The 25595-nt window shown below is 55.0% G+C and carries 27 protein-coding genes; 14 read left to right on the top strand and 13 right to left on the bottom strand.

What is annotated here, in order from left to right; genetic code table 11:
• Positions 1–1256 precede the first annotated feature (1256 nt).
• From AC2FIR_RS22025 to AC2FIR_RS22015, 3 genes are all read right to left on the bottom strand, one after another.
• Positions 1257–1529: a helix-turn-helix domain-containing protein gene (locus AC2FIR_RS22025; RefSeq protein ID WP_480889520.1), complete on the bottom strand. Its 273-nt coding sequence runs from the start codon at positions 1527–1529 to the stop codon at positions 1257–1259.
• 70 nt (positions 1530–1599) lie between these two features.
• Positions 1600–1998, bottom strand: coding sequence for a helix-turn-helix domain-containing protein (locus AC2FIR_RS22020; protein ID WP_496763161.1), 399 nt, complete (start codon positions 1996–1998; stop codon positions 1600–1602).
• A 38-nt stretch (positions 1999–2036) separates the two neighbouring features.
• A complete protein-coding gene (locus tag AC2FIR_RS22015; RefSeq protein ID WP_496763158.1) occupies positions 2037–2567 on the bottom strand; it encodes a GNAT family N-acetyltransferase in 531 nt (176 codons plus the stop codon).
• Between the two features lie 209 nt (positions 2568–2776).
• Between AC2FIR_RS22015 and AC2FIR_RS22010 the strand changes: the two genes are divergently transcribed.
• Complete coding sequence (locus AC2FIR_RS22010; protein WP_496747768.1) at positions 2777–3253, top strand: MarR family winged helix-turn-helix transcriptional regulator; 477 nt, start codon at positions 2777–2779, stop codon at positions 3251–3253.
• Between the two features lie 324 nt (positions 3254–3577).
• On the opposite strand, the gene AC2FIR_RS22005 is transcribed toward AC2FIR_RS22010, so the two are convergent.
• From AC2FIR_RS22005 to AC2FIR_RS21995, 3 genes are all read right to left on the bottom strand, one after another.
• Positions 3578–3787: a cold-shock protein gene (locus AC2FIR_RS22005; protein WP_170329064.1), complete on the bottom strand. Its 210-nt coding sequence runs from the start codon at positions 3785–3787 to the stop codon at positions 3578–3580.
• A gap of 60 nt (positions 3788–3847) precedes the next feature.
• Positions 3848–5200, bottom strand: coding sequence for a DEAD/DEAH box helicase (locus tag AC2FIR_RS22000; RefSeq protein ID WP_480523190.1), 1353 nt, complete (start codon positions 5198–5200; stop codon positions 3848–3850).
• A 349-nt stretch (positions 5201–5549) separates the two neighbouring features.
• The gene (locus AC2FIR_RS21995) at positions 5550–6182 is read right to left on the bottom strand and encodes a tyrosine-type recombinase/integrase (RefSeq protein WP_480889515.1); all 633 of its coding nucleotides are present in this window, start codon (positions 6180–6182) and stop codon (positions 5550–5552) included.
• Positions 6183–6390: 208 nt separating this feature from the next.
• Between AC2FIR_RS21995 and AC2FIR_RS21990 the strand changes: the two genes are divergently transcribed.
• On the top strand, positions 6391–8271 hold the full coding sequence (locus AC2FIR_RS21990) for an adenylate/guanylate cyclase domain-containing protein (RefSeq protein ID WP_496717020.1): 1881 nt from the start codon (positions 6391–6393) through the stop codon (positions 8269–8271).
• 29 nt (positions 8272–8300) lie between these two features.
• Here the strand turns inward: AC2FIR_RS21990 and AC2FIR_RS21985 are convergent, their stop codons facing one another.
• A complete protein-coding gene (locus AC2FIR_RS21985) occupies positions 8301–8723 on the bottom strand; it encodes a LysR family transcriptional regulator (RefSeq protein WP_496763156.1) in 423 nt (140 codons plus the stop codon).
• Between the two features lie 104 nt (positions 8724–8827).
• Between AC2FIR_RS21985 and AC2FIR_RS21980 the strand changes: the two genes are divergently transcribed.
• The 9 genes from AC2FIR_RS21980 to nhaA all read left to right on the top strand — a co-directional run bounded on the left by AC2FIR_RS21980 (position 8828) and on the right by nhaA (position 18733).
• Complete coding sequence (locus AC2FIR_RS21980) at positions 8828–9622, top strand: VOC family protein (protein WP_496747786.1); 795 nt, start codon at positions 8828–8830, stop codon at positions 9620–9622.
• A gap of 35 nt (positions 9623–9657) precedes the next feature.
• Positions 9658–10428 carry a nuclear transport factor 2 family protein gene (locus AC2FIR_RS21975; RefSeq protein ID WP_170556200.1) on the top strand — a complete coding sequence of 257 codons (771 nt, stop codon included), beginning with the start codon at positions 9658–9660 and terminating at the stop codon, positions 10426–10428.
• Between the two features lie 63 nt (positions 10429–10491).
• Positions 10492–10794 carry an antibiotic biosynthesis monooxygenase family protein gene (locus AC2FIR_RS21970; protein WP_496763153.1) on the top strand — a complete coding sequence of 101 codons (303 nt, stop codon included), beginning with the start codon at positions 10492–10494 and terminating at the stop codon, positions 10792–10794.
• A gap of 556 nt (positions 10795–11350) precedes the next feature.
• Complete coding sequence (locus AC2FIR_RS21965) at positions 11351–12286, top strand: hypothetical protein (RefSeq protein WP_496763148.1); 936 nt, start codon at positions 11351–11353, stop codon at positions 12284–12286.
• A 30-nt stretch (positions 12287–12316) separates the two neighbouring features.
• Positions 12317–12955 (top strand): abortive infection family protein, encoded by a 639-nt coding sequence (locus AC2FIR_RS21960; RefSeq protein WP_496747790.1) that lies wholly within the window; start codon positions 12317–12319, stop codon positions 12953–12955.
• An 80-nt stretch (positions 12956–13035) separates the two neighbouring features.
• The gene (locus tag AC2FIR_RS21955; RefSeq protein ID WP_496747791.1) at positions 13036–15927 is read left to right on the top strand and encodes a Tn3 family transposase; all 2892 of its coding nucleotides are present in this window, start codon (positions 13036–13038) and stop codon (positions 15925–15927) included.
• Between the two features lie 130 nt (positions 15928–16057).
• Positions 16058–16609, top strand: a complete 552-nt coding sequence (locus tag AC2FIR_RS21950; protein WP_260027330.1) for a recombinase family protein — start codon at positions 16058–16060, stop codon at positions 16607–16609.
• A gap of 60 nt (positions 16610–16669) precedes the next feature.
• A complete protein-coding gene (locus AC2FIR_RS21945) occupies positions 16670–17026 on the top strand; it encodes a class I SAM-dependent methyltransferase (RefSeq protein WP_010442271.1) in 357 nt (118 codons plus the stop codon).
• 294 nt (positions 17027–17320) lie between these two features.
• The gene (gene nhaA, locus AC2FIR_RS21940; RefSeq protein WP_496763143.1) at positions 17321–18733 is read left to right on the top strand and encodes a Na+/H+ antiporter NhaA; all 1413 of its coding nucleotides are present in this window, start codon (positions 17321–17323) and stop codon (positions 18731–18733) included.
• Here the strand turns inward: nhaA and AC2FIR_RS21935 are convergent.
• From AC2FIR_RS21935 to AC2FIR_RS21925, 3 genes are all read right to left on the bottom strand, one after another.
• Positions 18730–20529: an SLC13 family permease gene (locus AC2FIR_RS21935; protein WP_496747795.1), complete on the bottom strand. Its 1800-nt coding sequence runs from the start codon at positions 20527–20529 to the stop codon at positions 18730–18732. The two genes, nhaA and AC2FIR_RS21935, sit on opposite strands and share 4 nt — an antisense overlap.
• A 221-nt stretch (positions 20530–20750) precedes the next feature.
• A complete protein-coding gene (locus tag AC2FIR_RS21930; protein WP_496747796.1) occupies positions 20751–22016 on the bottom strand; it encodes a fatty acid desaturase in 1266 nt (421 codons plus the stop codon).
• Complete coding sequence (locus AC2FIR_RS21925) at positions 22013–22255, bottom strand: hypothetical protein (protein WP_010442275.1); 243 nt, start codon at positions 22253–22255, stop codon at positions 22013–22015. Before AC2FIR_RS21925 ends, AC2FIR_RS21930 begins: the two co-directional genes overlap by 4 nt.
• Positions 22256–22409: 154 nt before the next feature.
• Here AC2FIR_RS21925 and AC2FIR_RS21920 point away from each other — a divergent pair, with 154 nt between their 5' ends.
• Positions 22410–23144, top strand: a complete 735-nt coding sequence (locus AC2FIR_RS21920) for a Crp/Fnr family transcriptional regulator (protein ID WP_496747798.1) — start codon at positions 22410–22412, stop codon at positions 23142–23144.
• A gap of 78 nt (positions 23145–23222) precedes the next feature.
• Here the strand turns inward: AC2FIR_RS21920 and AC2FIR_RS21915 are convergent, their stop codons facing one another.
• The 3 genes from AC2FIR_RS21915 to AC2FIR_RS21905 all read right to left on the bottom strand — a co-directional run bounded on the left by AC2FIR_RS21915 (position 23223) and on the right by AC2FIR_RS21905 (position 24655).
• On the bottom strand, positions 23223–23411 hold the full coding sequence (locus AC2FIR_RS21915; RefSeq protein WP_113788272.1) for a hypothetical protein: 189 nt from the start codon (positions 23409–23411) through the stop codon (positions 23223–23225).
• A gap of 324 nt (positions 23412–23735) precedes the next feature.
• Entirely contained in the window at positions 23736–24134 is a 399-nt protein-coding gene (locus AC2FIR_RS21910) for a hypothetical protein (RefSeq protein WP_496686575.1), read from the bottom strand.
• The gene (locus AC2FIR_RS21905) at positions 24131–24655 is read right to left on the bottom strand and encodes a hypothetical protein (RefSeq protein ID WP_496747800.1); all 525 of its coding nucleotides are present in this window, start codon (positions 24653–24655) and stop codon (positions 24131–24133) included. The genes AC2FIR_RS21910 and AC2FIR_RS21905 overlap by 4 nt, the downstream gene beginning before the upstream one ends.
• Positions 24656–24900: 245 nt before the next feature.
• On the opposite strand from AC2FIR_RS21905, the gene AC2FIR_RS21900 reads away from it, so the two are divergent.
• Together AC2FIR_RS21900 and AC2FIR_RS21895 are read left to right on the top strand one after the other, a co-directional pair.
• Complete coding sequence (locus AC2FIR_RS21900; RefSeq protein WP_481669116.1) at positions 24901–25167, top strand: hypothetical protein; 267 nt, start codon at positions 24901–24903, stop codon at positions 25165–25167.
• Positions 25168–25205: 38 nt separating this feature from the next.
• Positions 25206–25592 carry a hypothetical protein gene (locus AC2FIR_RS21895; protein WP_010442282.1) on the top strand — a complete coding sequence of 129 codons (387 nt, stop codon included), beginning with the start codon at positions 25206–25208 and terminating at the stop codon, positions 25590–25592.
• Positions 25593–25595: the final 3 nt, after the last annotated feature.

The raw sequence follows: 25595 nt of genomic DNA, 5'->3' as shown, positions 1-25595 counted from the left end.
GCGCAAGGTATGCATGCTGTGGAACTGCCACGGGCTCACAGCCGCTATCCGCTGCCCTGTAACCTCTGATGCACACCCAACCATCCGAGCTTCCTCTGTCGCTCAGACGGCCGTTTTCTGGGACCTCTATTGCAACACAATCCTGGTTCTCCTTACGAAATCCCCAGTTGCAGTGTATTTCCTGCACGCCAAACCGGGTTTCGACGTACCCATTTTGAGGCGAACTCACTTCTTCACATTGATCTCCGACACGCTGGAACAGCCGATTGCACTCCCACTGATCTCCGGTTGATGCAAGATAGGCATTTTCAGGAACTCTTATTTCCTCGCAGAGTTCTCCGACATTCTGAAAACCGTGATTGCATTCCCAGCCGCTGCCATAGGCGCTACCCGTCGAAAATGCGTTTTCTGGTAAGTCTGTTCTTTGGCAGGATCCGTTCTTGTTTTCGAAACCTTCGTCACAAACAGACCCATCGGCATTGCCCGCGACCTGAGCAGGAAGCTGCGTTCCTGAGAGAAACACCAAAAGTGTCGGGATCAAACAAAGAATGCAGCGAGCAAACACGATGAATGATTGGTCGAAACGGAGCCTGAGACCTGATCTATCGGGCATCAAGCACGCAATTCAAGAGCCATGTGTTGTTCATACGGCGCCTTCTTTCATGGGTCACGCGATGACTGGAGCACGTCAGGTGACAGTTGCAAATGCTTGCGAGGAACGAGCTCATAGCGACGACCCCAGCGGAACCCGTTCCTAGGCTGAGGCTCATGCTACAATTAGTCTGAATGCCATTGGATTATCGTAACCGGCAGCATCGCGGCGGCGAGTAATTTTTTACCAATACACTCTTGTCGTTCCTAGTCTGTGAAGAGTCAAGGACGCACGCTCGTCAAGAAGCGCGTGGTGCGGAATGGTCAATTTTTGAGACCGGCGAGTTATTAGGTGGCTTTGAGAATAACTGAGAGACAAAATTCAGCGGGATACCACCTTTGAAACGGAGCTATTGGCAAACTGGCAGAAAACGATTTCCGTGATGCGCAGTACAACTGCACAAACGCATTGCGTTTAAAGTCTGCTTCAAAGGCCAATTTCGGGTACTAAGGCACAATGGCGAGACAGGAATTCTGGGCACATTGATACCGCAGTGTGATCGGCCCATTGCCAATGTAAATTTCAATTCTGTTCCTGGCCTGACAACGAGACCAATCGTGTCCACGGCTGGCAAGCAAAACAAAGCGATCTGCACGGGTATCGTTCAAATCTGTTCCCGAAGACGAGTAACTGTTTCTTTTGGATGAGCATCCAGTAGCGCAAGGAGTTTATACGCTGGTCCTCCGGGGCGGCGGACGCCGCTCTCCCACAATTTGTAACCAGATTCGCTCATCCCGATAAGTTCGGCTATTTCCGCCGCGGTCAAACCTGCCTTTTCGCGGACCTCCAGCGGTGTAGCGAAGGGCTCGGAATTGGTGTCCGAACGGTTGCCTTGCGCCGGATCAACGGGCACAAGGCTGGAATCCGGTCCTGTCATCATCTGCTCCTTTTTTTGTCATTTGAGGCATGGCCGTAGGTCATGCCTGAAGTTCGCACTTGCGCCGATGTCAAAGTCTGGCGCGCAGTCGTTTTTCAACAGTGCCCAGCCTGCGGGTGGTCTGAGCCATATCTGTCCGGAGGGTCCGGATTTCATCAAGGACGCCCTGAATATCCTCCGATCCGGAAATGGTATCGGTCGGTTCAAGCACACCTTCTCCCTCACCGCTCAGAAGCCAAACCAGAGAGACCCCAAGAATGCCGGACATCATCTGCGCCTTGTTTGCACGTGGCTCGGTGCGGTCTTCTTCCCATCCCTGCACGGTCTTCAGTTTGACGCCCAGGCGGCTCGCAAGCTTATTTTGCGAGTATCCAACAGCTTCGCGCGCGGCGACGATCCGGTCGCCCAAGGTTGCTGCTTCATCACCGTAGTATGAGGTATCGTTTGATATAGTCGTGGCTACGTTCATTCTGCTCTCTCACTTTGGTTGAAAATGTCGTGGCGCGGTCAGGCCGCGAGTTCGCTACGATCAGCAAGACGGATCGTCACAAGATTGCTGCTTTTATGACGGCGATATGGGGTCAGCGCCTGCGTGATGAAGGGCTGGATATCCATCCGGGACCGCTGCCACCGCGCAAACCGGCGGAACAAAGCCCAGGTGCGCTCGTCGTTGGACGTAATCACAGTCTGAACACGGGTGACATCGGTGCAGACGTCCCGACGCATCACCTCTCCCAGCATCAGCGACGCAAGGCCCTTGTCCGCCTCACCCTCTGAAACTCCGACCTGCCAGACAAACAAGTTTTCCGGGTCATATGGCAGAACATAAGCCAGCATCGCACCGATCAGGTCTCCATCCAGTTCCGCAATGATCGAGAATTCTTTGTAGTCATCAAACGCCGCCAGTTCGCCAAATACGTCACCAATAGCTTCCTGATCCTCGGTTCTGGCCAGCGAAGACACCGCAGCGCCGTCTTCCGGCAAAGGAGGGCGCAAAACCGGCTTGGATTGTTCGAACAACTCCAAAGAATGCTGCATGTACCGCTCCATCAATAAACTTTGACTAGCTAAGTAACACAGGAAAGTCGAAACTTCAAAAGACGAAGATATTTTTTACTAATACGTCATAGATTTACCTCTTTTAGTGGCATTTTAATTTGCAAGACTAATTATTTCACTTCCCGTTAACGCTTGAGAAATCAATGCAATTTTGACAATCTCACTCCATTCGAATGCGGAGTAGATACATGGATCGTATCGACAGCAGCCTTGTCGCCCTGCGCCGAATCCTGCGCGCCACCGAGATGTCCGGCCGGGAACTGGCGCAATCCGCCGGGCTGACCGCGGTCCAGCTTCGTGTGGTGCAAGTGATTGGCGAGACCGGGCAAACCACGGCCAAGGCGATTTCAATGCGCATGCATGTCAGCCAGGCAACTGTCACTGCGCTAGTGGACAAGCTGGTTTCGGGCGGCATGGTCGTGCGCGAGAAATCTATTACCGACCGACGGCAGACCAATATCCTGATCACCGATCAAGGGCGGAAAACCCTTGAGGACGCCCCTGATCCACTGCAACAGCTCTATGTGCAGCGGTTCAAGCAAATGGAGGACTGGGAGCAGGCAATGCTTGTTGCCGCGCTCGAAAGGGTTGCAACGATGCTAGACGCCGAAGACCTTCAGGCCGGCGCGATCTTGACAACCGGCGACTTGAACAAGGCGGAATAATGGGCCGGAATGACCGATCCTATTAGCGCACCTTTTTTTGTCGAGGCTTTTATCAAGAAAGGATTTGGCAGCTTAAACGAACCCGACGTCAACTTAGTCGATCTTTCATTGCCACGCATTCATTGCGGGCTAGCAGACGATATCTCCTTTTGGAACGACACTTCCTCTTTGGACTTCGACCGGCCCATCATGCTTACCGCCGGTATCGGCAGCTCTAAACCTAACATGTCAGTTAGTCGCTGCGCAGCAAGTGGCAGGTTCAGAATGCCTGGGCCTCCAGACAGCGACAGTTGCAGCCGCAGCCTGGCATCGTCTGTGAATTGCCTACTGCAATTGCAGGTTTTCGGCGGAGGTCTTGCCGCGCATCCTGTCTTCTTTCAGATCGAAGCCGACTTTTGCACCTTCTTTCAGGCTGTCGAGGCCGGAGCGCTGAACCGCGCTGATGTGCACAAATGCGTCGCCGCTGCCGTTATCCAATTCGATGAAGCCGTAGCCTTTAGTTTCGTTGAACCATTTTACTGTTCCGGTCGTCATGAGATTATCCTTTCAATGACATGTGCGCCCGCCGGGATTAGTCGGGGCTGTTTGCTACGCTCAGGCAGCAGGTTGGGTAAACTCACCAATGTTGGAGAGCATTCGCATAAGACCGTCCTGCGCTTGGGAGGGGTCGATCTGGTGTTGTCGGTGTCCGTTTCGCTGGTGCGTCGCGTGGCCAACGGTTCGCGGCTTTGGCGAAGGTGCAAGATTGGCAACGCTGGGCTTTTGCGGTTTTGCATTGCGACCGCGTTTCGCAGGTTCGGCTTGCATTTCATCGCCATTTGGCAGCCTGTTGCCGATCAGCCTTTCAATATCCTGCAGGAGGGGCATCTCTTCACGATCACACAGTGAAATCGCGGTGCCGGTTCTGCCCGCGCGGGCGGTCCGGCCAATGCGATGCACATAGGATTCCGGCACATTCGGAAGCTCATAATTCACCACATGGGATACATCGTCGATGTCGATGCCCCGTGCGGCAATATCGGTGGCAACAAGGACGGTGGTTGATCCCGACCGGAATCCTGCCATGGCACGTTCGCGCTGAGGCTGGCTTTTGTTCCCATGAATGGCAGCGGAGTTGATCCCGGCTGCAATCAAGTGTTTGCAGACATTATCGGCACCGCGTTTGGTGCGTGTAAAAACGACCGCGCGGTGAACAGCTTTGTCCGACAGAATGTCTGCCAGGACACGGCGTTTGTCCTGCTTGGCAACATGTCTGACGCTCTGCGCAATCCGTTCAATCGGCTTTGAAACAGCCGCTACCTGAACCTCTGCCGGATCGTTCAGGAAATCATCGGCAAGCTTTCTGATCTGCCCCGGCATGGTCGCCGAAAGAAGCGCAGTCAGTCGCTTTTCAGGCAGCTTGGCCATGATCTTTCGGATGCTGGGCAGAAAACCCAAGTCCAGCATCTGATCGGCCTCATCCACCACGATGGCCTTGGTCTGAGACAGATTGATGACGCCTGTGCCAAGATGATCCAGCAAGCGACCAGGCGTTGCCACCACAATGTCCACACCGCCGCTGAGAGCCTTGATCTGCCCGCCGGGGCGTACGCCACCGACGACAAGTGTCGCCGTGATCAAGCTGAACTTGCTGTAAGCGAGGATGTTGTCCACGATCTGCGCCGCAAGCTCACGCGTGGGCGTAAGGATCAGGGCTGTGCACTGTTTCGGAGCGGGTTTTGATCTCTCACGCTCAATCCGATGCAACAGGGGCAATACAAATGAGGCGGTTTTTCCTGTGCCGGTCTGGGCAATACCGATCACGTCGCGCTTAGATTGCAGCAGCGGAATGACCTTGGCCTGAATGGGCGTAGGGGTCGAATATCCTTGAGCCTTGATGGCCTTCAGGATGGGCTCGGCAAGGCCGAGGGTGTCAAATGTCGTCAAAAGCGTTTGGTCTCGTGCCATAAACGCGGTTCACCGCTATCGGCACTTGGTCTCTCTAATCTACTGGGAAGCTCGTATGAAATAGCCGCCGTCGTTTCGTTGCTCTCAAGGAGCTATTCAAGACAACGATCTGGGGATCACGGGCGAGAATACTTTACCGCTGATTTGTTCATCCACACGCGGCGTTGCGCCTCACCTACAGGGCAAAGGTTAAGAAAGCAACAACTCATTCATAGAGCAGACATTTGCCAAGGTTACGTTTGTCGCAAAGCCGGAATAGCAAAGTCTTGGATTGAATGTCCGGTTTGGGCTGATAGTTCTACTCTAGGGGGGGCGCGCAAAAAAGGCCGCTCGAAAGCGGCCTGATGGATTACACCACGGTGGCTTCCGCGATGGCGAGCGCGTCTTCGATGTCTACACCCAGGTAACGCACTGTACTGTCCATCTTGGTGTGACCAAGCAATAGCTGCACGGCTCGCAAGTTACCTGTTCTACGATAAATCTGCGCCACTTTTGTGCGTCGCATTGAATGGGTCCCATATTGGCTGGGATCAAGCCCAATCGAAGCGACCCATGACTGAACCAACCTCGCGTACTGACGAGTAGAAATATGCAGCCGATACTGAAACCGTCCCGGCCACAAGTACTCGGATCTTTTCATTGCAGGTTGTTTCAACCATCTCAGAAGCGAGTTTCGTGTACCACTGCTAATTTCAAAGCGAACTGGTTTCTGTGTCTTGCTTTGGTTGACTGACGCTCGTTCCTTTACTTTTCCCGCAGTAAACACGTCTGCGACTTTCAGGCGAACTAGATCGCAACCACGGAGCTTACTATCTATTGCTAAATTGAAGAGTGCTAAGTTCCTATGATCTTCTGAAATTTCTAAGCGAACGCGTATTGCCCAGACATGCCTTGGCAAAAGCGGGCGCTTCTGGCCAATAACCCGACCTTTGTTCCACGCAGATCGGCCAACTCGAATGACGGGTAGATTTAAAACTTGCATGACGAATACTCCACACCGCCACGCACAACCTCATCGCCCACACAGTGTCAGCGTCTATTGGTTACCATGCTTGGTCTCCGTCATGAATAATCTGACTTTGTCGAAGCCCGACCAGCGCCACAAATATGCGATTTGGTGTAGGGCGAATAGCAGAACTATGGATTCAATAGATCAGGGTGGATAATCTTCGGTGTAGGGGAGAACGGGAGTGGAACGCCGCCTTACCACTATCTTGAGTATTGACGTCGTGGGCTACTCGCGGCTGATGGAACGCGATGAGGCATCGACGCTGGCTGCACTAAAGTCGCATCGGCTGGAACTCATTGAACCCTTTGCGGCGAGTTTTGGCGGCAAGACAATCAAGCTGATGGGTGATGGTGCACTGCTGGAGTTTGAAAGCACCGTACAGGCAATGAAATTTGCCGTTTCTGTACAAAACGAAATGCTTTCTCGAAACTCGGACGTTCCAGAAAGTGAAAGAATTGTTTTTCGGATCGGCATAAATATCGGAGATGTGATTGCCGAGGACGGAGACATATATGGTGATGGCGTCAATGTCGCTGCCCGCCTTGAAGGTTTGGCTGAGCCCGGAGGTATTTGCATTCACCGCAGCGTGCGGGATCAGGTGCAGGACAAACTGGATCTGAATTTCGAGGATCTGGGTGAGACCGAAGTCAAGAACATAGAGAGACCAGTCCGAGCCTTCGAAGTCGTACTGGATGACAAGGCCAAGGCTTTGGCTGTATCGGAGCCAGTTGCGCATACGAAACCACACATATCCAAATGGGCGCCAACTCTGGTCGGTGCAATATGCATCTGCTTGGTGCTGGTTGCGGTAATATGGTGGCGATCCAGAGATGTGGGCCCCCTGACCGACCAAGAGGAGTTGGCGCTTGCCATCCCGGACGAACCTTCCATTGTCGTTTTGCCCTTTGAGAACCGCTCACCAGTTGAAGAGGTCGGCTATCTGGCGGAAGGCTTTGGAACAGCGATCACGACGCAGCTTTCGAAGTTTCCACAGCTATTTGTGATCGCTGGTTCGACTTCGATTACCTTTGCCGACAGCTTGGTCAAACCGCTCGAAATAGGTCGAGAGCTCGGTGTGCGATATGTTCTTTCAAGTAGCGTTCAGAGCGTTGGCGAGAAAATTTCAATTAACTCAACACTTATAGAGACAGAGTCGGGGCACGCGTTATGGTCTGAACAATATGACATTGGGATCGAAGAATTGTTTGCCGCTCAAGCCGACCTTATTCGGGAAATCGCATCCACCCTAAAAATAGTAGTTGAGGAAGAAGAAATCGCTTCGCTTAGGAAACGGCCGACCGATGATCTAGAAGCGTATGAACTTTTTCTGAGGGCTGTTGCCAAAAGCAAGCTGCTGAATACTGCGAGTCGGCAAGAGGCAATTGAACTACTGGAACGAGCAATAGAGCTCGATCCAGACTACCTTTCTGCACATATTGAATTGAGCGGTCGCTACCTTAGCGTTTGGCGCTTTGGTGGGTCGGACGATCCAGAAACCGCGCTGAACAAAGCCCGTAGGCACGCACAGCGTGCGTTAGAACTGGATCAATCGGACTATCGCGTTCAACACCGCTTGGGCCAGCTACATTTGTTTGCTGACCACGATCATCAACTTGCATACCAGGCATTTCAGCGGGCAATACGGGAGAACTCCAATGATCCTGAGGTTCTATATGGTATGGGCTTTCTACGGTCGCTTATGGGTGAGCCAGCCGAAGCGATTGAGTGGAACAACAAGGCAAAAAAGGTCAATCCGCGTTATCCCGGCTGGTACAATTTTAACGCGGCCCTTTCTCATTTCCTCATCAGAGATTACGAACAGGCAATTCTGCTGGCAAAAACCGGTATCTCAACTTATCCAAAGTCGCTTCCTCCGCGCCGTATCTTGGTCGCAACCCTTGCTGAAATGGGACGTCTGGAAGATGCACAGGTTGAAGCAAAGAAATTACTCGAAATCCGGCCGGACTTCCGTGTTTCTACACACAGAAACACACCCTTTATGCATACTGAGGACCAGGACCGGTATTTTGGTGCGATGGTTGCTGGTGGATTGCCCGAATAGAAAGATTTTCATATCCCCGAATACTGGCTTTATGCGCGGTTTCCACTTTTGGTAGCATCGTTGCATGAACGGACCAATCCGCTCCTCGGGATCAACAAAGTTCGCTGATGAATGTCTGGTTTGGGCTGCGACCCGCCAACCATGTAAACCGCAGAAAGGGGCGCAGCCACACGAACGATGCCCTTCAAGCCCTCTGAAGCGTCAAACTCAGTCTCCAACTGCTCCAATTCAGCCAGCACCCGTCGCGCTCCTTCCAGATATCGCTCCCCCTCGTGGGTCAACGACATAGACCTGGTGGTGCGATGGAGAAGATTCAGCCCAACCATGTTTTCGAGCTGGGCCACACGTTTGCTGACCAGCTTGTTTGAAATGCCAAGCCGTTGTCCGGCGGCGGCAAAAGAACCGGATTCCACAACAGCCACGAAGCTCTGCATCCCGTCGATCCGGTCCATATCATTGTCTCCATTTGCGCGATACACACTCGCTCTTATCGCCATTTCATGGAGAAAAGACCATCGCTAAGTTCCTCTCAAGCTGAATCGCAGGAGAAAAGAACATGGCAACGTCAGACGCCCCCATCTCAATAGGTCAGGTCGCCCTGACGGTGCGCGATCTGGATAAGACCGCCACCTTCTATGAAGACGTGATTGGCCTCGGCCTGATCGAACGCAACGGTGAAAGCGCCTTCCTCGGCACCGAGGCCGGAACGCTGATCGAGTTGCGCCAGGACCGAAACGCTAGACCCTTTCCTAAAGAGGCGGGGCTGTTTCACACCGCATTTCTGTTGCCGTCCAAACAAGACCTCGGCGCATGGCTGATCTACGCGGATGAGCGTGGTGTTCGCCTGGATGGCGCATCCCACCACGGTGTCAGCGAGGCGCTGTATCTGAACGATCCCGAAGGAAACGGCATCGAAATCTATCGTGATCTGCCTCGCGAAGCGTGGAAACGCCAAGGCGATACCATCCACATGACAACGCACCCGCTCGACCTGAAATCACTAACGGTAGATGCCACACAGTGGCAATGCGCACCGCCAGGCACAGTCATCGGACACGTTCATTTACGTGTCGGTGATGTCAGCAAGGCAGCCAAGTTCGTTACTGACGAGCTGAGTATGGTTCAGACATTTGAGCTGCCCTCAGCCCGCTGGTTCGGGTCCGGTGGCTACCATCACCATCTTGCGGCGAATGCTTGGCAATCAAAGGGGGCAGGCTCGCGCTCTGCTGGGGCCACTGGTCTCACAAGTGTTGAACTGTTGGCTGACCCGGCAAATCTCACGCCCGGCCACAAGGTCGATCCGTGGGGCACAGAATTCACAATCACCTCGGCGCAAGCCGGCGCCGCGTGAATGTCGTCAAATCAAACCAAGAGAGGACTACAACAATGACACCTAAAGAACTCGTATTGGAGGCTGTAGCCGCCATTTTCGTCAACTTCGACGCAACCGCCGCCGAACAACTGCTGGCAAATGACTATATTCAGCACAACCCTGCTGTCCCCACAGGTGCCGCCCCGATCCTCGGGTTAATCCCCGGTCTCAAGGAAAGCGGGATCGAGGTGGACATCCACCGGGTGATCACGGAGGGCGATATGGTCGTCCTGCATACGACCTATAACAACGCCCAGGCGTTTGGTGCAGACACCTTGGTTGGCTTTGATGTCTTCCGCGTCGAGGATGGAAAGGTTGCGGAACACTGGGACAACCTGACACCGCTCACACCGCCAAACCCTTCGGGACACACTCAGACCGATGGTCCGACTGAGATAACCGATCTGGATAAGACTGCTGAGAACAAGGCGCTGGTCACAGACTTTGTGAACACTATCCTGAAGGATGGCGACGTTGACCGGATAACCGAATTCCTGTCCACGGAGACCTACATCCAGCACAACAGCAACATTGCTGACGGTCTGGACGGTTTGGGTGCGGCACTTGCAGGCATGGCCGAGCAAGGCATCCAAATGATCTACTCGGATGTCCACATTGTTGTGGCCGAGGGCAACTTTGTCTTCACCGCCTCTGAGGGTAAGTTTGCCGACGAGCCGACTGCCTTCTATGACCTATTCCGCGTCGAAGACGGCAAGATCGTTGAGCATTGGGACGTGATCGCAGAGATCCCTGCTGAAATGGCCCATGACAACGGCAAGTTCTGATCGGGTGCCAATATGAAAGCGTTCCTGGTCACCCTAATGATGACGAAGCTAGGAAGTACGGCAATGGCTCAAGATGCTGGCGTAATTGAGATTGTGACAATGGATCTTGCCGCAGGGATCACAGCTCAGGAGTTCGAACCGGTCGATAGGGCCCTTGAGAACGAGCACGTTAGTAAACAGCCCGGCTTCATCTCCCGGCAAGCTGCGTTCGCAGATGGCAAATGGGCGGTCGTCGTCAATTGGGAAAGCGCAGAGGCAGCGCAGGCGTCCATGGACAGCTTTGCCTCTGCCCCGGCAGCCGAGAAGTTCATGAACATGATCGACGCAACTACAATGTCGATGACCCGCTACGAACTGGCGCGGTGAGCATTCCCAAACCAACGAAAGCACCCGTGGCAATCATGGGTGCTTTGTTGTCCGATGTAATGCAGAGTTCCGGAGCTATCAGATTGTCTGGCTAGCAGAATTGGTCAGTTCATCATTCGGCTCTAGCTCTTTTCAGCGCTTGGCTTGTAGTTTTCCATAGCTCAAACCGGCTTCTTTGCGCTTCTCGGGCGCTTACAATTCTCGTATCGAATGTCCGGTTTGGGCTGCGACCGGCCAATCATGCTAACAGTAGACAACGAAAACACCGAGCCTTACGCAGTCGTTTGTTCGCCAGCACGGCCGTACGCTCACAGGAAACTCAAATTTGCAAAACGATAGCCCAGAACTGGTCAATCAGAGTGCTTAGAGGCTTGGATTTAGGTCAGTAGTGCTGATATATTTAACATAATTGTTGTTATCCGTAATAGAGATGTGCCCGGGTGGATTCACAGCTGGGTACATTTTTTCACGACTTACGTAAATTGCTACTTTACGTAAAACTTATACTTACGTTATATGGGTATAAACGTGACTATTCTTTTCGTGAGGGTTACCTATGGAATTCCGTGCATCTAGTGTCGCGGCTGAGCAAAACGCGCTTGCTCTAAAATATCTGACGCAACACCTGGAGGACGCTGAGGCTGGGCGCCAGCTCTTCGACAGTCTGGTAGTGGAGCTGGGATGTGCCGTTGAATCCTACCCCGAATGGCATCCAATTCTGACTACACCAGACAAAAAACGTCATCAGTCAGCCTACGATCTCAGCAGCCTCCCGGTTTTTGATGGTATTGATCACACGGTCATGTTTGTGCGCGGCTTTGTCACCTGCCCATATTCTGAAGAAGTCGCTGACCGTCTCATCAGCCACGTCGACAAAGTTCCAGAGTTGTACGCCTATCGGCTCGATGGACCTTTGTATGCCGACAATGCGTATCCAGTGGTTGTCGAGGCGACCAATGTGTCCTTGGAAGCGGACGGCACCATCAAAAGTAAAGATGCGATCACGTGGTTTGTCGAGAAAACCATGGTGGATGCGCGCGATGCTGAAGTGGCTGAAACCTGGTGGAACATCCGCTCCTACCTTCTGGGCAGCCCTCACGGTTCACGGTCATCACTCTTCGTGAATCAGTACGCTGGTGGGCATATCAGGAAGATCCTGGAGACCCTCAATGCCAGCGGCATCTTCGGTGAGATCAAAGAGTCATCGCTTGAAATGCTGTCTGAGAAGAAACGGGACACCATCAGCCAGACGCTGCTCAGGGCCGCCCTGAAAGCCTCAAAGACCAAGGGTGAAGAGTTTGAGTTCGAGCTCAGAGGTGAAACCTGTAAAGCTACTGTTCGCGACACCTGGAGCGACGGGCATGAGTTGTCGATCAAAGTGATGATCGGGGACTTTGATCTTCGCACCTCTGGTTTCTACTACAAAAAAGGTGACAAGTTGCAGTGCTCTGATCCGCTTGGGAAACGAGCATTGGCAGAGAAATTCCTGTGATAGGGGGATTGTCCGGCATTGCGAGCGACCATGCGCATCTGGTTGGGAAGCCGAGGTCCGCATGGTTCGCTCTTTACAGCTGCCAAGATCTGGATTTCGATTTTACCACAAACACTAAACCTTGAGGGGCTAATGTATTCTGGATTTGAAGCTGATCTGCCGGATTCACGCGCTGAACGTGTAGCTATGCTCGAAGGTATTATGATCAGCGCGGCGACGGGTGGAAGCCACGCTGATCCCAACTATGCGCTTCTCCGCACGGAATTCATGAACGATCCGGAAATCAGAGATCGCCTGCCCCACTTTGTCCGGAAGTACAGAAGCCTGGATGCCTTCTGGCCTTACATCAAAGGAGAGCGCGGCACATATGCTGAGCGCCGACAGGTGATCTCTGAAGCATTCACGCCACTGATAGTTTATTTGGAAGCACCGCAACGGAATCCAGGTGATACCCGCGTCTCCGAAGCATTGTCAGAGTTTTCGGCCGCAGGAGTAAACGAGGCCTGGGCTCGCGCACTGTCACGCCGTTCTGCCGATCCAGAAGGTGCGATCACAGCGGCGCGCACTTTGCTGGAAACAGTTTGCAAACACGTTCTGGACGATCTGGGGAAAACGTACTCCGACAAAGAAGGCCCAACTGGACCGAGCGTGCATATTTGGGCGTTATGAAGAACAATAGCGGAACGCCGTCCGGCTTGACGAGATCTTGATCCTTACCCAATTTGCCCTTTCGTTTGGAGGGTATTGTATTGGAACGAGAATTTCTGGCTGTCTGGAGTCTGTCTTACGCTGATCTTGAGTTTATAAACAGCTATCGGCACGCAATGCGGATTGGGTTGGCTGCCCAGTTAGCGCACTTTCGGCGCTTCGGGTATTTCCCAAAGCGACTGAAGGACCTTCCATCGGAATCATTGGATTATCTCGCTGAACAGCTTGGTGAGGATGTCGCGCATGTGTCGAACTATGACATCGGTAGTGACACGGCGCGCCGCCACCGGTTGGAGATTCTACGCTTCCTCGGCATTCGCCGCGCCAATGACCGGGATCGAGCCAAACTGCGCGAAGCACTTGCATCGCAGGTTTCGACTTTGGGGCCCTCCACGGAAGATCTCGTTCAATTCGGCTATCAATGGGCCTTGGGCCAATCAGTGTTCATTCCATCCCGGAAGATCATGGAACGCTTGGTGCGTTCCGCGCAGTATAGTTTTCAGGAAGAACTTCTGGAGCATGCATCCAGCCGGTTGTCATTGCAAACCATTGCAGCACTGGAAGCCAGCTTAGCCAACCCACGCGGCGATCATGGCTTTCAAAGCCTAAAAGACGATGTTGGCGCAGCCACGCTGGACAATGTACTCGACGCAGCTGACCGGCTGGCCTTTATTCATGCTCTTGATCTGCCGTTCGATTTGGTCAACGAGGTTGATCCCACATGGATCAGGATATTGACCCGCCGGGTTGAGGGGGAAACAGCCTCAGAGATGCGGCGGCATAGCCGGGAAAAGCGCCTGGGATTGTTGGCGATCTATCTGATGTCGCGCAGATCGCAGCTGATTGATGGTCTTGTAGACCTGCTCATCGACGTTGTTCATCGCATCGGCACACGCTCCAAACGGAAGGTGATCAGCAAAATTGCCGCTGACATCGATAAGGTTCACGGCAAGGAACGGTTACTGGTGGACATTGCGACGGCGGCGATGATGGCCCCGAACGGCAAAGTCTCGGATGTGATCTTTCCAATCGCGGGCGCGGCCAAGCTGAAAGCCATCATTGATGAACACAGGGCCAAGGGAACACTGAATGTTCGGATTCAGACTGTAATGCGGGGTTCCTATGCCAGCCACTATCGTCGAATGCTGCCGTCCTTGTTGTCTGTCTTACAATTCCGCTCGAATAATGAGACGTGGCGACCGATCCTGGATGCGTTGGTTCTGATAATCCGCCTGAATGAGGAAGGACGGCGTTACGCCCCGGCTGCGCTGGCACCCGAGGGCTCAATTCCGCGTAAATGGCAGGAAACCGTGATCGACACACGCGGGCGGCTGAATGTTATTTCTTATGAACTCTGTGTCCTGACCCAGTTGCGGGATCGTATCAGGTCAAAAGAGATCTGGGTCGAAGGGGCTGATCGTTATCGCAACCCGGACGATGATCTGCCGAAGGATTTTCCTGAGAAGCGCGACGTATACTATGCTGGCCTGAAGCTCACCCAGGATGCACGGGAATTTTCGCGATCTGTTCGGGAGCAGTTGGAGTATGAGTTACGTCAACTGAACAGCTCGCTGCCCAATAGTGACAAGGTGCGGCTGCGCTGGTCTGGTGACAACTGCATTAGCATTACACCTTTCACCCCGGCACCAGAGCCAAAAGGGTTGATCGGCCTTAAATCAGAGATTGGTCGGCGGTGGCCGGTGACCGGACTGCTGGATACGCTGAAAGAGACAGCGCTGGAGACAGGCTTTCTGGGAGCATTCGAAACGTCAGCCAGCCGGGAAGCACTGCCGCGTGATATCCGGGATCAACGCCTGCTGCTTTGCCTCTACGGCCTGGGCACCAATGCCGGTTTGAAACGTGTAGCTGCTGGCACGCCTGAAATCAGCTATGATGAGTTGCTGCATATCCGACGCCGCTATGTCGATCCTGCTTCTCTTCGGGCAGCGGCGGTCAAGGTTGCAGATGCCACGTTGGCGGTGCGCAATCCGTCAGTTTGGGGCAATGCGGGAACCGCCTGCGCGGCAGATTCCACCAAGTTCGGAGCCTGGGATCGCAACCTGATGACCGAATGGCATGCCCGCTATGGCGGGCGCGGTGTCATGATCTATTGGCATGTCGAACGGCAGGCGACCTGTATTTATTCCCAGCTGAAACGCTGCTCATCATCTGAAGTGGCTGCGATGATCGAAGGGGTTCTGCGTCATTGCACCGACATGGAGATCCAGCGCCAGTATGTTGATAGCCACGGCCAAAGTGCCATCGGCTTCGCCTTCTGTCATCTTCTTGGATTCGAATTGGCCCCACGTCTGAAGGCCATCGCCCGACAAAAGCTGGCCTTACCGAATTCCGCAATGCGGGGACAACTGCCCAACCTGCTACCGATCCTGTCCGGCACTGTTGACTGGGCCGAGATCGAAAGACAGTACGATGAAATGGTCAAATACGCTTCGGCCATGCAGCATGGCACGGCCGATCCGGAAGCCATCCTGCGTCGCTTTGCACGCGCCGATGTGATGCATCCAACATACAAGGCACTCGCTGAACTGGGGCGGGCGATCAAGACTATCTTTCTGTGCAGGTATCTACGATCCGAAGATTTCCGCCGCGAGATTCATGAAGGACTGAATGTAGTGGAGAACTGGAACAGCGCCAATGGCTTCGTGTTCTTTGGCAAAGGCGGCGAGATTTCCAGCAACCGGATTGCCGATCAGGAAATCTCCGCCCATGCCTTGCATCTGCTTCAGGCATCCCTTGTCTATGTGAACACACGCATGGTGCAATCCGTGTTGTCGGAACCAGGATGGGCAACTCGCCTGTCCGAGCGGGATTACCACGGCCTCACTCCATTGATCTATTCCCACATCAATCCGTATGGTCGGTTCGATGTCGATTTGGAAAAGCGGATCGACTTTGGGGCAATGGCCGCGTGATCTGTGCGTCACAAAAGGGTACACCCGCAGGAGACAGGGTGATGTGGCACGCCAAGATGTCACAAATGAGTAGTCAACAGCATATTGTTACATTATCAGAATGGGAACCACCCTAATGTGACAGTTTGCTATGCCCAAGATTGGATATGCCCGCGTCAGCTCATCAAGCCAGGATCTTGATATCCAGAAAGCCACGCTGAGAGCAGCAGGCTGTCAGATCGTCCGATCCGAAACAGTCTCTGGTGCTTCCCGTGATGACCGTTCTGAATTGGCTACAGTGATGGAATTTCTGCGCGAAGGGGATGAGCTGGTTGTTCATCGCCTAGATCGCCTCGGTCGTTCCACGCGTGACGTGCTGAACTTGGTATATGAGTTGGACGCCAAGGGCGCATCACTTCGTGTTCTTGAACCGCACGTAACCACCGCCGGAGATATGGGTCGCATGGTCATCACCGTTCTCGGTATGGTCGCCGATATGGAGCTGAAGTTTATCCGCGACCGTCAGCGTGCTGGGATCGACACCGCCAAAGGTAAGGGTGTCTACAAGGGGCGGCGGAAATCCGTAGATGATGAGGAAATCCGGCGATTGGCGAGCGAGGGCACCGCAAAAGCCCAGATCGCGCGTGAACTAGGGATTTCAAGAATGACCGTATACCGGGCGCTTGCTGATACAGACGTCTGAACCAGCCCTTCGTGTTTCGCGCGGCGGAAGTCTTCGGATCGAAGATACCGGCCAAGGAAGATGGATTTGACGCAAGAGTTATACGATGCGGCAAACGAGATTTCGGAAGGGGTTAACTTGAGCGACAAAACCGTGTTCCTTCAGGGTGATTCAACAAACCTTTCTTTTCCCGACAACCATTTCGATGGTGCGTTTCCAGTTCACGTCGCTATGAACGTCCCGGAAAAGGCTACGGTCTATGCCGAGGCGCGACGTTTTCTCAAACCCGGCGCAAGGTTTAGAATTTATGACATTTTGCAGGGAGAAGGCGGTGAGTTTTGTATCCGGCACCTTAGGCTTCAGAACCTTCGATCAGTCATCTCGCGACACCCGAGGAAATGTCCACGCATCTATTGGCCGCTGGTTTCAAAATTCTGAGTGAAGCGGACTCAACTTTGGAAAGTCACAGCTGGCTCAAGGAAAGAGCCGAAGCACCGAAGCCTGACAAACGACTTCTGGTGACGATCCAGCTATTGTTCGGAGCCGGTCCCCGGGGAAATGACAAAGAACCAACTCCGGGGCTTCATGAATGCCGGATGCTAACCTGTTCCTTAATTTGTGAAGCCTAATCAACCGTTTCCGCATTGTCCGTTTCTCAGAAACTGAAAAACCTGCTGGTGAATATCCTGCGTGGATGGCTCCTGCATAGCCAGACATTGATCCACGTGGTCATTGCGTCCACGCTTCAATGGCGTAGTCTCTTTTCACCCGAATTGGCGTAGTTGTCCCAAGATAGACAATCATCAAAGCCTGCCCCAAGAGTCCGCCGATAGAATAACAAAACCCTTCGCACGCTTCCTAGAGATCCAAGCGGCCGCGAGTGGGCTCCTGTTCCTGGCTGTTCTGCTGGCTTTGGCGCTGGCAAACTCGCCTTGGCAAGAAGGCTTCCTGGGCTTCTGGAAGACCCCTGTTGGCCTGACATTCGGTTCGTTCGATTTCACCCGCTCGCTGCGACACTGGATCAACGACGGGCTGATGACCCTCTTCTTTTTCGTGCTTTCTCTGGAGCTCAAGCGCGAGATCGTACTGGGCGAATTGCAAAACCCGCGACAGGCCGCCCTGCCGTTCGCGGGCGCTTTGGGTGGCATGGTGGTGCCGGTCGGGCTCTATCATTTGTTGATGTCCGGGCAGCCCGGGGCGCACGGCTGGGGAACCGTGATGGCAACCGATACGGCGTTCGTGATTGGATGCCTGGCGCTTTTCGGAAGGCGGATCCCGTCCACCTTGCGTCTGTTCCTTCTTTCTCTGGCCATTTTTGACGATGTCGGCGCAATTCTCGTCGTCGCCTTCGGTTACGGGGAAGCGTTGAACTGGTCGGCGCTCGGTTTGGGTCTGCTGGGAATTGGTGTCGTCGCAGGCGCCTCGCGCGTCGGGATCAGAAGTGTCCCGGTTTATTTTCTTCTCGGTGCGGCAGTCTGGCTATGCATCGATGCCTCCGGCGTTCATGCGACCATCGCAGGGGTCATTCTGGGCCTTATGACGCCGACGCGCATATGGGTAAGCGATGCCCGGCTGCATGCAATCCTTGGACGCCTACGCGCCGTTCCGGCCGGCGATCGGCAGCAGGGAGATACCGCAACCCGCCATAACCTGCGTCAAGCAAGCAGAGCGGTCACGGAGGCACTCTCGCCAGTCGAACGGCTCGAGACAATGCTGCACCCTTGGGTCGGCTTTGCAATCATGCCGATTTTCGCGCTGGCAAATGCCGGCATCACGGTTCAGGGTGCCGATTTCGAACAACCGGTCTCCTTGGCGATAATTGTCGGTCTGGTGCTAGGAAAACCGATCGGCGTCTTCGGGTTCAGCTGGCTAGCTGTCCGATCAGGCCTGGCAGTGTTAGCGCCGGGCTTGTCGGGGCCGTTAATTCTGGCCGGCTCGTTTCTAACTGGTATCGGTTTCACGATGTCGCTGTTCATAGCGGGCTTGGCCTTCGATCCGGCGACGCTGAACGCCGCTAAGCTTGGAATTCTCTCAGGATCAGCTATTGCCGCAACGGCCGGGATCCTCATGCTGCTCCTGCTGACAATTCACGCAGCGCGCACAAAAAGCGCCACAAGCACCGCAGAACAAGACCGGGTACCCTAGAATGGGAAGAATACCGGGATCACCCCGACCACGGCTGCGCCGACGATAAGATTCATCGGCACGCCGATCCTGAGGAAGTCGGAAAACCTGTAGTTCCCAGCGCCATATACCAATGTGTTGGTCTGATAGCCGACCGGAGTGGCGAAACTTGCACTTGCGCCAAACATCACAGCGACGACGAACGGCTTGGCGTCGACACCGAGTTGTTCCGCAACACCGATCGCGAGAGGTGTAACGACGACGGCTACGGCGTTGTTGGTAACCGCCTCGGTGAGCGCCGAAGACAGTATGTAGATCACAGCGAGCGTGACAATTAGGGGCAACTCTACAAGAGTCGGCACCAATGTCTCCACGATCAGGTTGACTGCTCCTGCATTCTGCATACCGCTGCCGACGATTAGCATGGAAAAGATCAGCACAAGGACGCTGGCGTCGATGGACGCCCAGGCTTCGCCGCTGTCGATGCACCGGAGCACGAGGATGGCAGCGACCGCGACAAGGGCAAGCACGCTGATCTCGGCGAACCCGGCTGCGGCGAGCGCCACAACCGCGAAAAGCGCGAACAGAGCCAGCGGCGCTTTCCCGCGGCGAAAGGCGCGCCCCCCGGCATCCGTGATCGCGGCAAGATCGCCCGCCTCGGTCATTCGGGCAAAGCCTTCAGGCGTTCCTTCCAAAAGCAGCGTATCGGCGGGGCGCAATAGCGCCGTCGACAGGTCGGGTCCAAGCACTTCCCCATGTCGGTGGGCACCAAGAACACGCATGCCGTATCGGTGCCCCATGGCAAGCTGGGCAATGCGCACTCCGCGGCTTCGGCGTGAAAGCGTCACGATAGCTTCGGCGACGATCAGCTCCGAGGTGTTTTCGGCCGCTGGCCCCTGGCGCAACCCGACTTCGATCCCTTCAAGTTTCCTGAGGGTGAGCAGTTCTGATGTCGCAACCTTGGCAATGATCCTGTCGCCCGGTTCGAGTATGTGTTCACTCAATCCCTCTCTCTTGACTCCAGAACGCGCACGGATGCCGACGATTTCAACACCTCTTCGGCTGAGGGCGGCGATTTCATGAATCGTTCGACCAATATTCGGGTAGTCCTCTCGCGGGCGTACCTCGGTCAAAAAAGTCGCTTCATCGTCGCCGCCCTGTTCCGCAATATCCTTTCGGTCCGGCAGCAGGACAGGTCCAAGCAGGAGGAGCGCCACACCGCCTGTGGCCGCGGCCACCAGACCGACCGGTGTGATCTCGAAAATTGAAAACGGTTCCAAGCCAGACGCCTGGGAAACGCCGTCCACCAGAAGGTTGGTCGACGTGCCGATCAGAGTACACGTCCCGCCCAGGACGGACATGTAGGATAGCGGAATCAACAGGCGTGTCGCAGCAAAGCCCAGGCTCTGCGCCAAACGAATGGCCACCGGTATGAGGACGATGACGACCGGAGTGTTGTTAATCAGACCCGAGGCGACTAGCGTCGCGATGAGAAACGCCGCTATACCGGCGACCGGGCGCTTGCTCCCTGCGGCGACAACCTTGTTCGCAAGTGCGTCGAGAAGCCCGGTTCGGACCAGCGCGCCGCTGATCACGAACATCGCAGCGATCGTTATGGGTGCAGGGTTCGAAAACGCTGCCAAAACTTCATTCGTGGGGACAAACCCCAAGACGACAAACAGCGCGGCGGCCCCCGCAGCGGTTACGTCCGGTTCGAAGCGCTCGGAAAGAAATGCTGCGAACAGAAGGACGACAACTGCGAGCGCAAGATAGGGTTCATAGTCGGCGATGAGATCAATCAGTCCGCCCTCCTTCATTCATACCTTTGCCGCTGACGATATGGCGGTCACAGCATCCACCTTCCTGATTAGAGCGACAACTGAGTAATCAGCCCAATTGTCCCGACAATACTGGCTCAGAAAGAAACCCAACTGGCACAGACGTGGCCGTCCGTGGAACGACAAATGTCCTATTTAGGTGCCCCCAGTTTCCTATCCAACGCGCCAATTCACTGACCAGTGGCAATATTTCGCAAGGCTCAGACGGGAAGTGCCCGGGCCTCTGCAAACGATAGCAATCTGCGGCTTTTCTCATCCCAAAGGTGCAGTCGCGCGCAGCGGAAGCTTTCCCAAAGCGTAATGCGTCTGGTCTGCGCCAGGGCGTCGTGATCCTTGACTACGTCGTGCAAACGGTAAAAGGGGATGCGGCTGGCCAGATGATGCACATGGTGGACTCCGATGTTCCCGGTGATCCAGCGCAGGATGCCGGGCAGAGCGTAGTGCGAACTGCCGTGAAGGGACGCGTCCCGGATGTTCCAGTCTTCCTCGTGCCGCCAGCTGGTTTTCTCAAACTGATGCTGCATGTAGAAAAACCACATGCCGGCTATTGCGGCCAGAAGCATCGTCGGCAGGAAGACGAACAGCAGTACTTCCCACCCGCCCAGCAAGACAATCACTGTCAGAGTGAGGCCTATGGCAGCGTTTGTCGCCATCGCACTCAACCAGTAGCGCCAGCCGGACCGCATCAGATGGACGGGCAGCCGGTTGTGCAGAAAGAACGTGTAAAACGGCACCACCCCGAACAGGAAAACCGGATGGCGTAACAGGCGGTAAAGCGTACGGCCGGGCCATCCCTTCCCGCGGTACTCTCTGACTGTCAGCACCGGCAGGTCTCCGATGCCCCGCCGGTCCAGGTTTCCGCTCGTGGCGTGGTGGATCGCGTGGGTCTTGCGCCAGACGTCATAGGGCGTCAGCGTGATAACGCCGATCACGCGACCGATCCAATCGCACAGACGCCGGTCGCGGAACAGGGAACCATGTCCGCAGTCGTGCTGGATTATGAACAGCCGGAGCAGGAAGGCTGCATTCGCCAACGCGAGAGCCAGTGCCAACACGGTGCTGATCGAGAGCACCCACCAGGCAACCACCCATATTGCCACGAAAGGCACGAGCGTGACCGTCAGTTCGAAAATGCTGCGGGAGGGGATTGGCTGCCGGTACTTCATCAGGGTTCGTGTCCAGTCTGATGCGGTCAGCTGCGCCTCTTCCTGTCTCGGACCGGTTACACCGGAGGGGTATCCCGCGCCGGGTGCCCCACCCGTGACGGGCAAGGGACCTGACTGGACCCGCGCTTGCCGCGCGGTCGAGGCAGATCCGGCTTTCAACATGTCAGTTTGGACGCTGCCGTCTTGGTGGCATGTGCCAACTGACATGTCTTGATGACCGGGCTGTTGGCCCTGTGCCTTGTACGAGTTGGACGAAAACGGCATAGGCAATGTCCAACCCGGTGCAATTGAGCATGTCATCCCGGCGGCCTCCGAACGGAGTTCCCGCCAGCAATGATCCGGTTGATCAGAGCCGCCACGGCCAGGTGCGCCTCTATCTCGTTGTCAGTGCCAGCCGCGTTCTCATGTGTCTTTGCCGCATCGCGCAGGATACCCACGATCTCGTGTTCAGGCAGGACTTTGTTATCGTTCATAGCCAGCAGCAGTGCTTCGCAGATCGAGAGGGCGGCCACTCCCGGGAAGTCCTTCTCGCTAAGCATTTTGTGGTTTCCTTCCAGGTAACGCTTAGAGTTACGCGCGACCGGGCGGCCTCGCTTTTCACCAGCATCTTCGCAGAAAAAAGGCTAAGCTGGGCTAACCGAAAGCAGTCTCCGCACGATTGCGTCTGGAGATTTTTCGGCTTGTGAGGCCCCGATGACGGATATCTTAGAAAGCCCGCTTACAAAGAAGTTACAAGTCTTCCTCGCCTTGTCTGAAGATGAATTGGATGTTTTGAAGCGTCTGCATCTGCGCCGCCGGTCCTTCACGGCGGGGCGTGATCTTGTACATCAGGGGCAATCTGATCAGGCCGCTTACATTCTGGCCGCCGGCTGGGTGTGTTCCTACAAGCTTCAGCCGGACGGAACCCGACAGATCGTAGACTTCCAGATACCAGGGGATTTTCTTGGATTGCGCAGCGTCCTGCTGCGCACCTCCGACCACAGTTTCGAGCCGGTCACGGACATTCAGGCGGTGGAGGTTCTGGAGGACGACCTTCTGGAAGCATTCGAGAAAACGCCTCGCCTGGCGGCAGCCGTTCTCTGGGCAGCATCACGGGACGAAGCCATGGTCGTCGAGCACCTCGTTGGGGTTGGCCGACGCGCCGCAGATGCGCGCATGGCGCATTTCTTCTTGGAACTGGCGGAACGGCTGAGGCTGGTCGGAATGGGGAGCAAGAAAGGATTCGCTTGCCCTTTGACGCAGTACCATCTTGCTGATGCACTCGGCTTAAGCTCCATCCATGTGAACCGTGTTTTGAGGCAGCTTCGCGAAAAACGGCTGCTGACCTTTCGGGACGGCTGCGTGACGTTCGACGACTATGACGGATTGGTGGCCATTTCAGGTTTCGATACGGCGTATCTGGATCAGACCGGCCCACTTTTGAAATGAAGGAGGCCGCCCTTCGCTAAACTTGGGCGGCCTGATTTTCTTCTAAGACGAGATAAGTCAGTAATAAGACGAGATAAGTCAGATAATCTCTTCTGCAGCCGCGTTGAGTTCTCTGTCCGTCTCGTCGTAGTTATTCGCCTCGTGCGCTTTCTCGGCAGCCTGGTAGTGTTCCAGCGCCCGATCCTTTCTGGGACCGGCAGGCGCTTTGTCACAAGCTGCTTTGACCGAGGTCATCTTCTCGGTGACATTGGTTTGTTCAGGCGTCATTAGAATGTCCTTTCCTGGACATTCCGAGAATAGGAAACGCTGGGCAATGCGGCTCGTTTCAAGAACCACACGCTTCACGCGCTTCTATTTTGCTCGGAAATGAGTGCCGCCGGAGATTCGGCAGGCACGAAGCGATGTACTCATCTTCTCCGCTCCGCTGCACTGACGCAGGTTAGCCTGGGACACTCGAAAGTTGTACTGTCCGCTTGGGTATCGGCTGTAGTGGTCAAGTTCTGGTTCTGAATCCAGACCCCAGGGGCCGGTTCACATGTCAATAAGTTCGTTAGAGGTTTCGCCCCAAGGTGAAGATTCACCCTGCTGGAGTCAGGTGGTGGGGGTTTGCTGATGTGACAGCCGCAGCCACCGACCGTTGTCCAGAAAATATGTGGACGCGCAGAGCGCCTCATAGATTGGTGAACCCGACTTTTCAGCGAATACGCGATAGGCGAGCACGGCAATGGCTCCTTGCCGGATTTGGCTGCGGTCTCTCATTTCCACGGTTCGCCAGCCCGTGTTTTTCTTCATATGCTCCGGGATCTGTCCGCCCTGAAGGATGCCTGGCGGATAGGGAAGTATCATCACTGCATTTGTTGCAGTCACCGTGCGAGCGCTGTCCGCGCCGCTGGTCCAGTGCCGCGCCTCCAGATCCCAGAGGATCGCATTGTCATGACCGGGTAGACCGCCCTGCCTGCAGTCGCCGTCTTGTGCTTTGCCCAAGGTCATTGGCCCGTTCCCGGAGTGCCAGCGAGTATTAATTGCACAATCAGAAAGAAGATCGTCAGTACCGCCCATATCAATCCAGGTAAATTTGCCGGCCGGTTTTCCGCGCCACCAGAAACAGCCCTTAAACGCTTGCGGCGTTTGGGAAGAAGACGGGTCAGTTCCCGCGCGACCGATCTGTAATCCTGTTTGAGTTCAGGCACGTCACGGAATTGCGACAACAGCATCTCCAGTCGCGAACCAGCGGCCTCTTCCTCCAAAGCGGCAAGCGCGGCTGCCTCTTCCCAAGGTTCGAGTTCTAGCCTTGCAAGGGCCGAAAGTACCGTAACAGCATTGCCTTTCCGATCCTCACCAACGAAGGCTTGCAAAAACCGATCGAACTCAGGGCTATGCGGGTAAAGAATGCCACCTGCGGGCATCACCACTTCCTCCTTTTCAATGTTTTTTGGATCTTGGGAGCGAACGTGCCGACTGACCGGGGTCTCCTCTGGCAAGATCAAAATGTTTCGGATTGTTTCGATCATACCCGCATCGCCTGGAGCACGCGCTGACGCAGATCAGCCGGTGTCCAAACCTCTGAAGTCAAGCATCAGGGCAGCTCCAAGGTTCGCTCGCACGGCCCGGGTCCCAGCGGCGCTAACATGGGTCAGCGCGCATCGCCCGGTTCTGGGATAATGTATGATGACCGCAAATGCAGGCTACCTCTCTGCAATCAGGATACCGCAGCCCTTGCAGCGCGGAAGGCACGTATACATCGCGGAGACCGGAGATGGCGCTGCGTTCAATCAGATCCACCGTGACCTTCCCGCGCCCGTTTACCCTATCCGGATATTCGGACGAGCTGCCTGCCGGTGAATACGAAGTATTGGTTGAGGAAGAACTTATCGAGACGCTGAGTTTCACGGAATACCGCAGAACAGCGATTTTCCTGACCATAAACGGCAAAGGGCGTTCGCTGGGCCAAACAGAAATGCGACCAATTTCCTGGACCGACCTGGAAACGGCACTTGGCCGCGGCATTCAATATGACACCTGAAGATAGCGAGGCGGCGCTTTGCCGCTGGAGGAACTACAATGAACACTCCCGAATGGCTTAAACCTGGCCTCTACGGCGCCGTCATCGGCGCGGTACTTGTTAGTGTAGCTGGATTTTCTTGGGGCGGCTGGGTAACCGACCGAACCTCGAACGACAGGTCCGTGGCGATGGCCCGCGAACATGTTGTCACCGCATTGGTGCCTGTCTGTCTGGACATGGCCCGATCCGATCCGGAACGGGCTGCCAAGATGGCGGCGATCCGGGCAGCCTCTACCTTCCGGCAGCGAGAGGCCCTCATGGCGGCTGGCTGGGCGACGGTACCAGGCACAGAGACCCCGAACCGGGACATCGCGCACGCCTGCCTTGCAGCCCTTGACGTAAACAAGTCACCGGAGCGTCCGGAAAACACGATCAATGAAGGATGAGCA

Source organism: Ruegeria sp. CDSB136, assembly GCF_059610965.1.
This window is presented reverse-complemented; position numbering and strand designations above follow the sequence as displayed.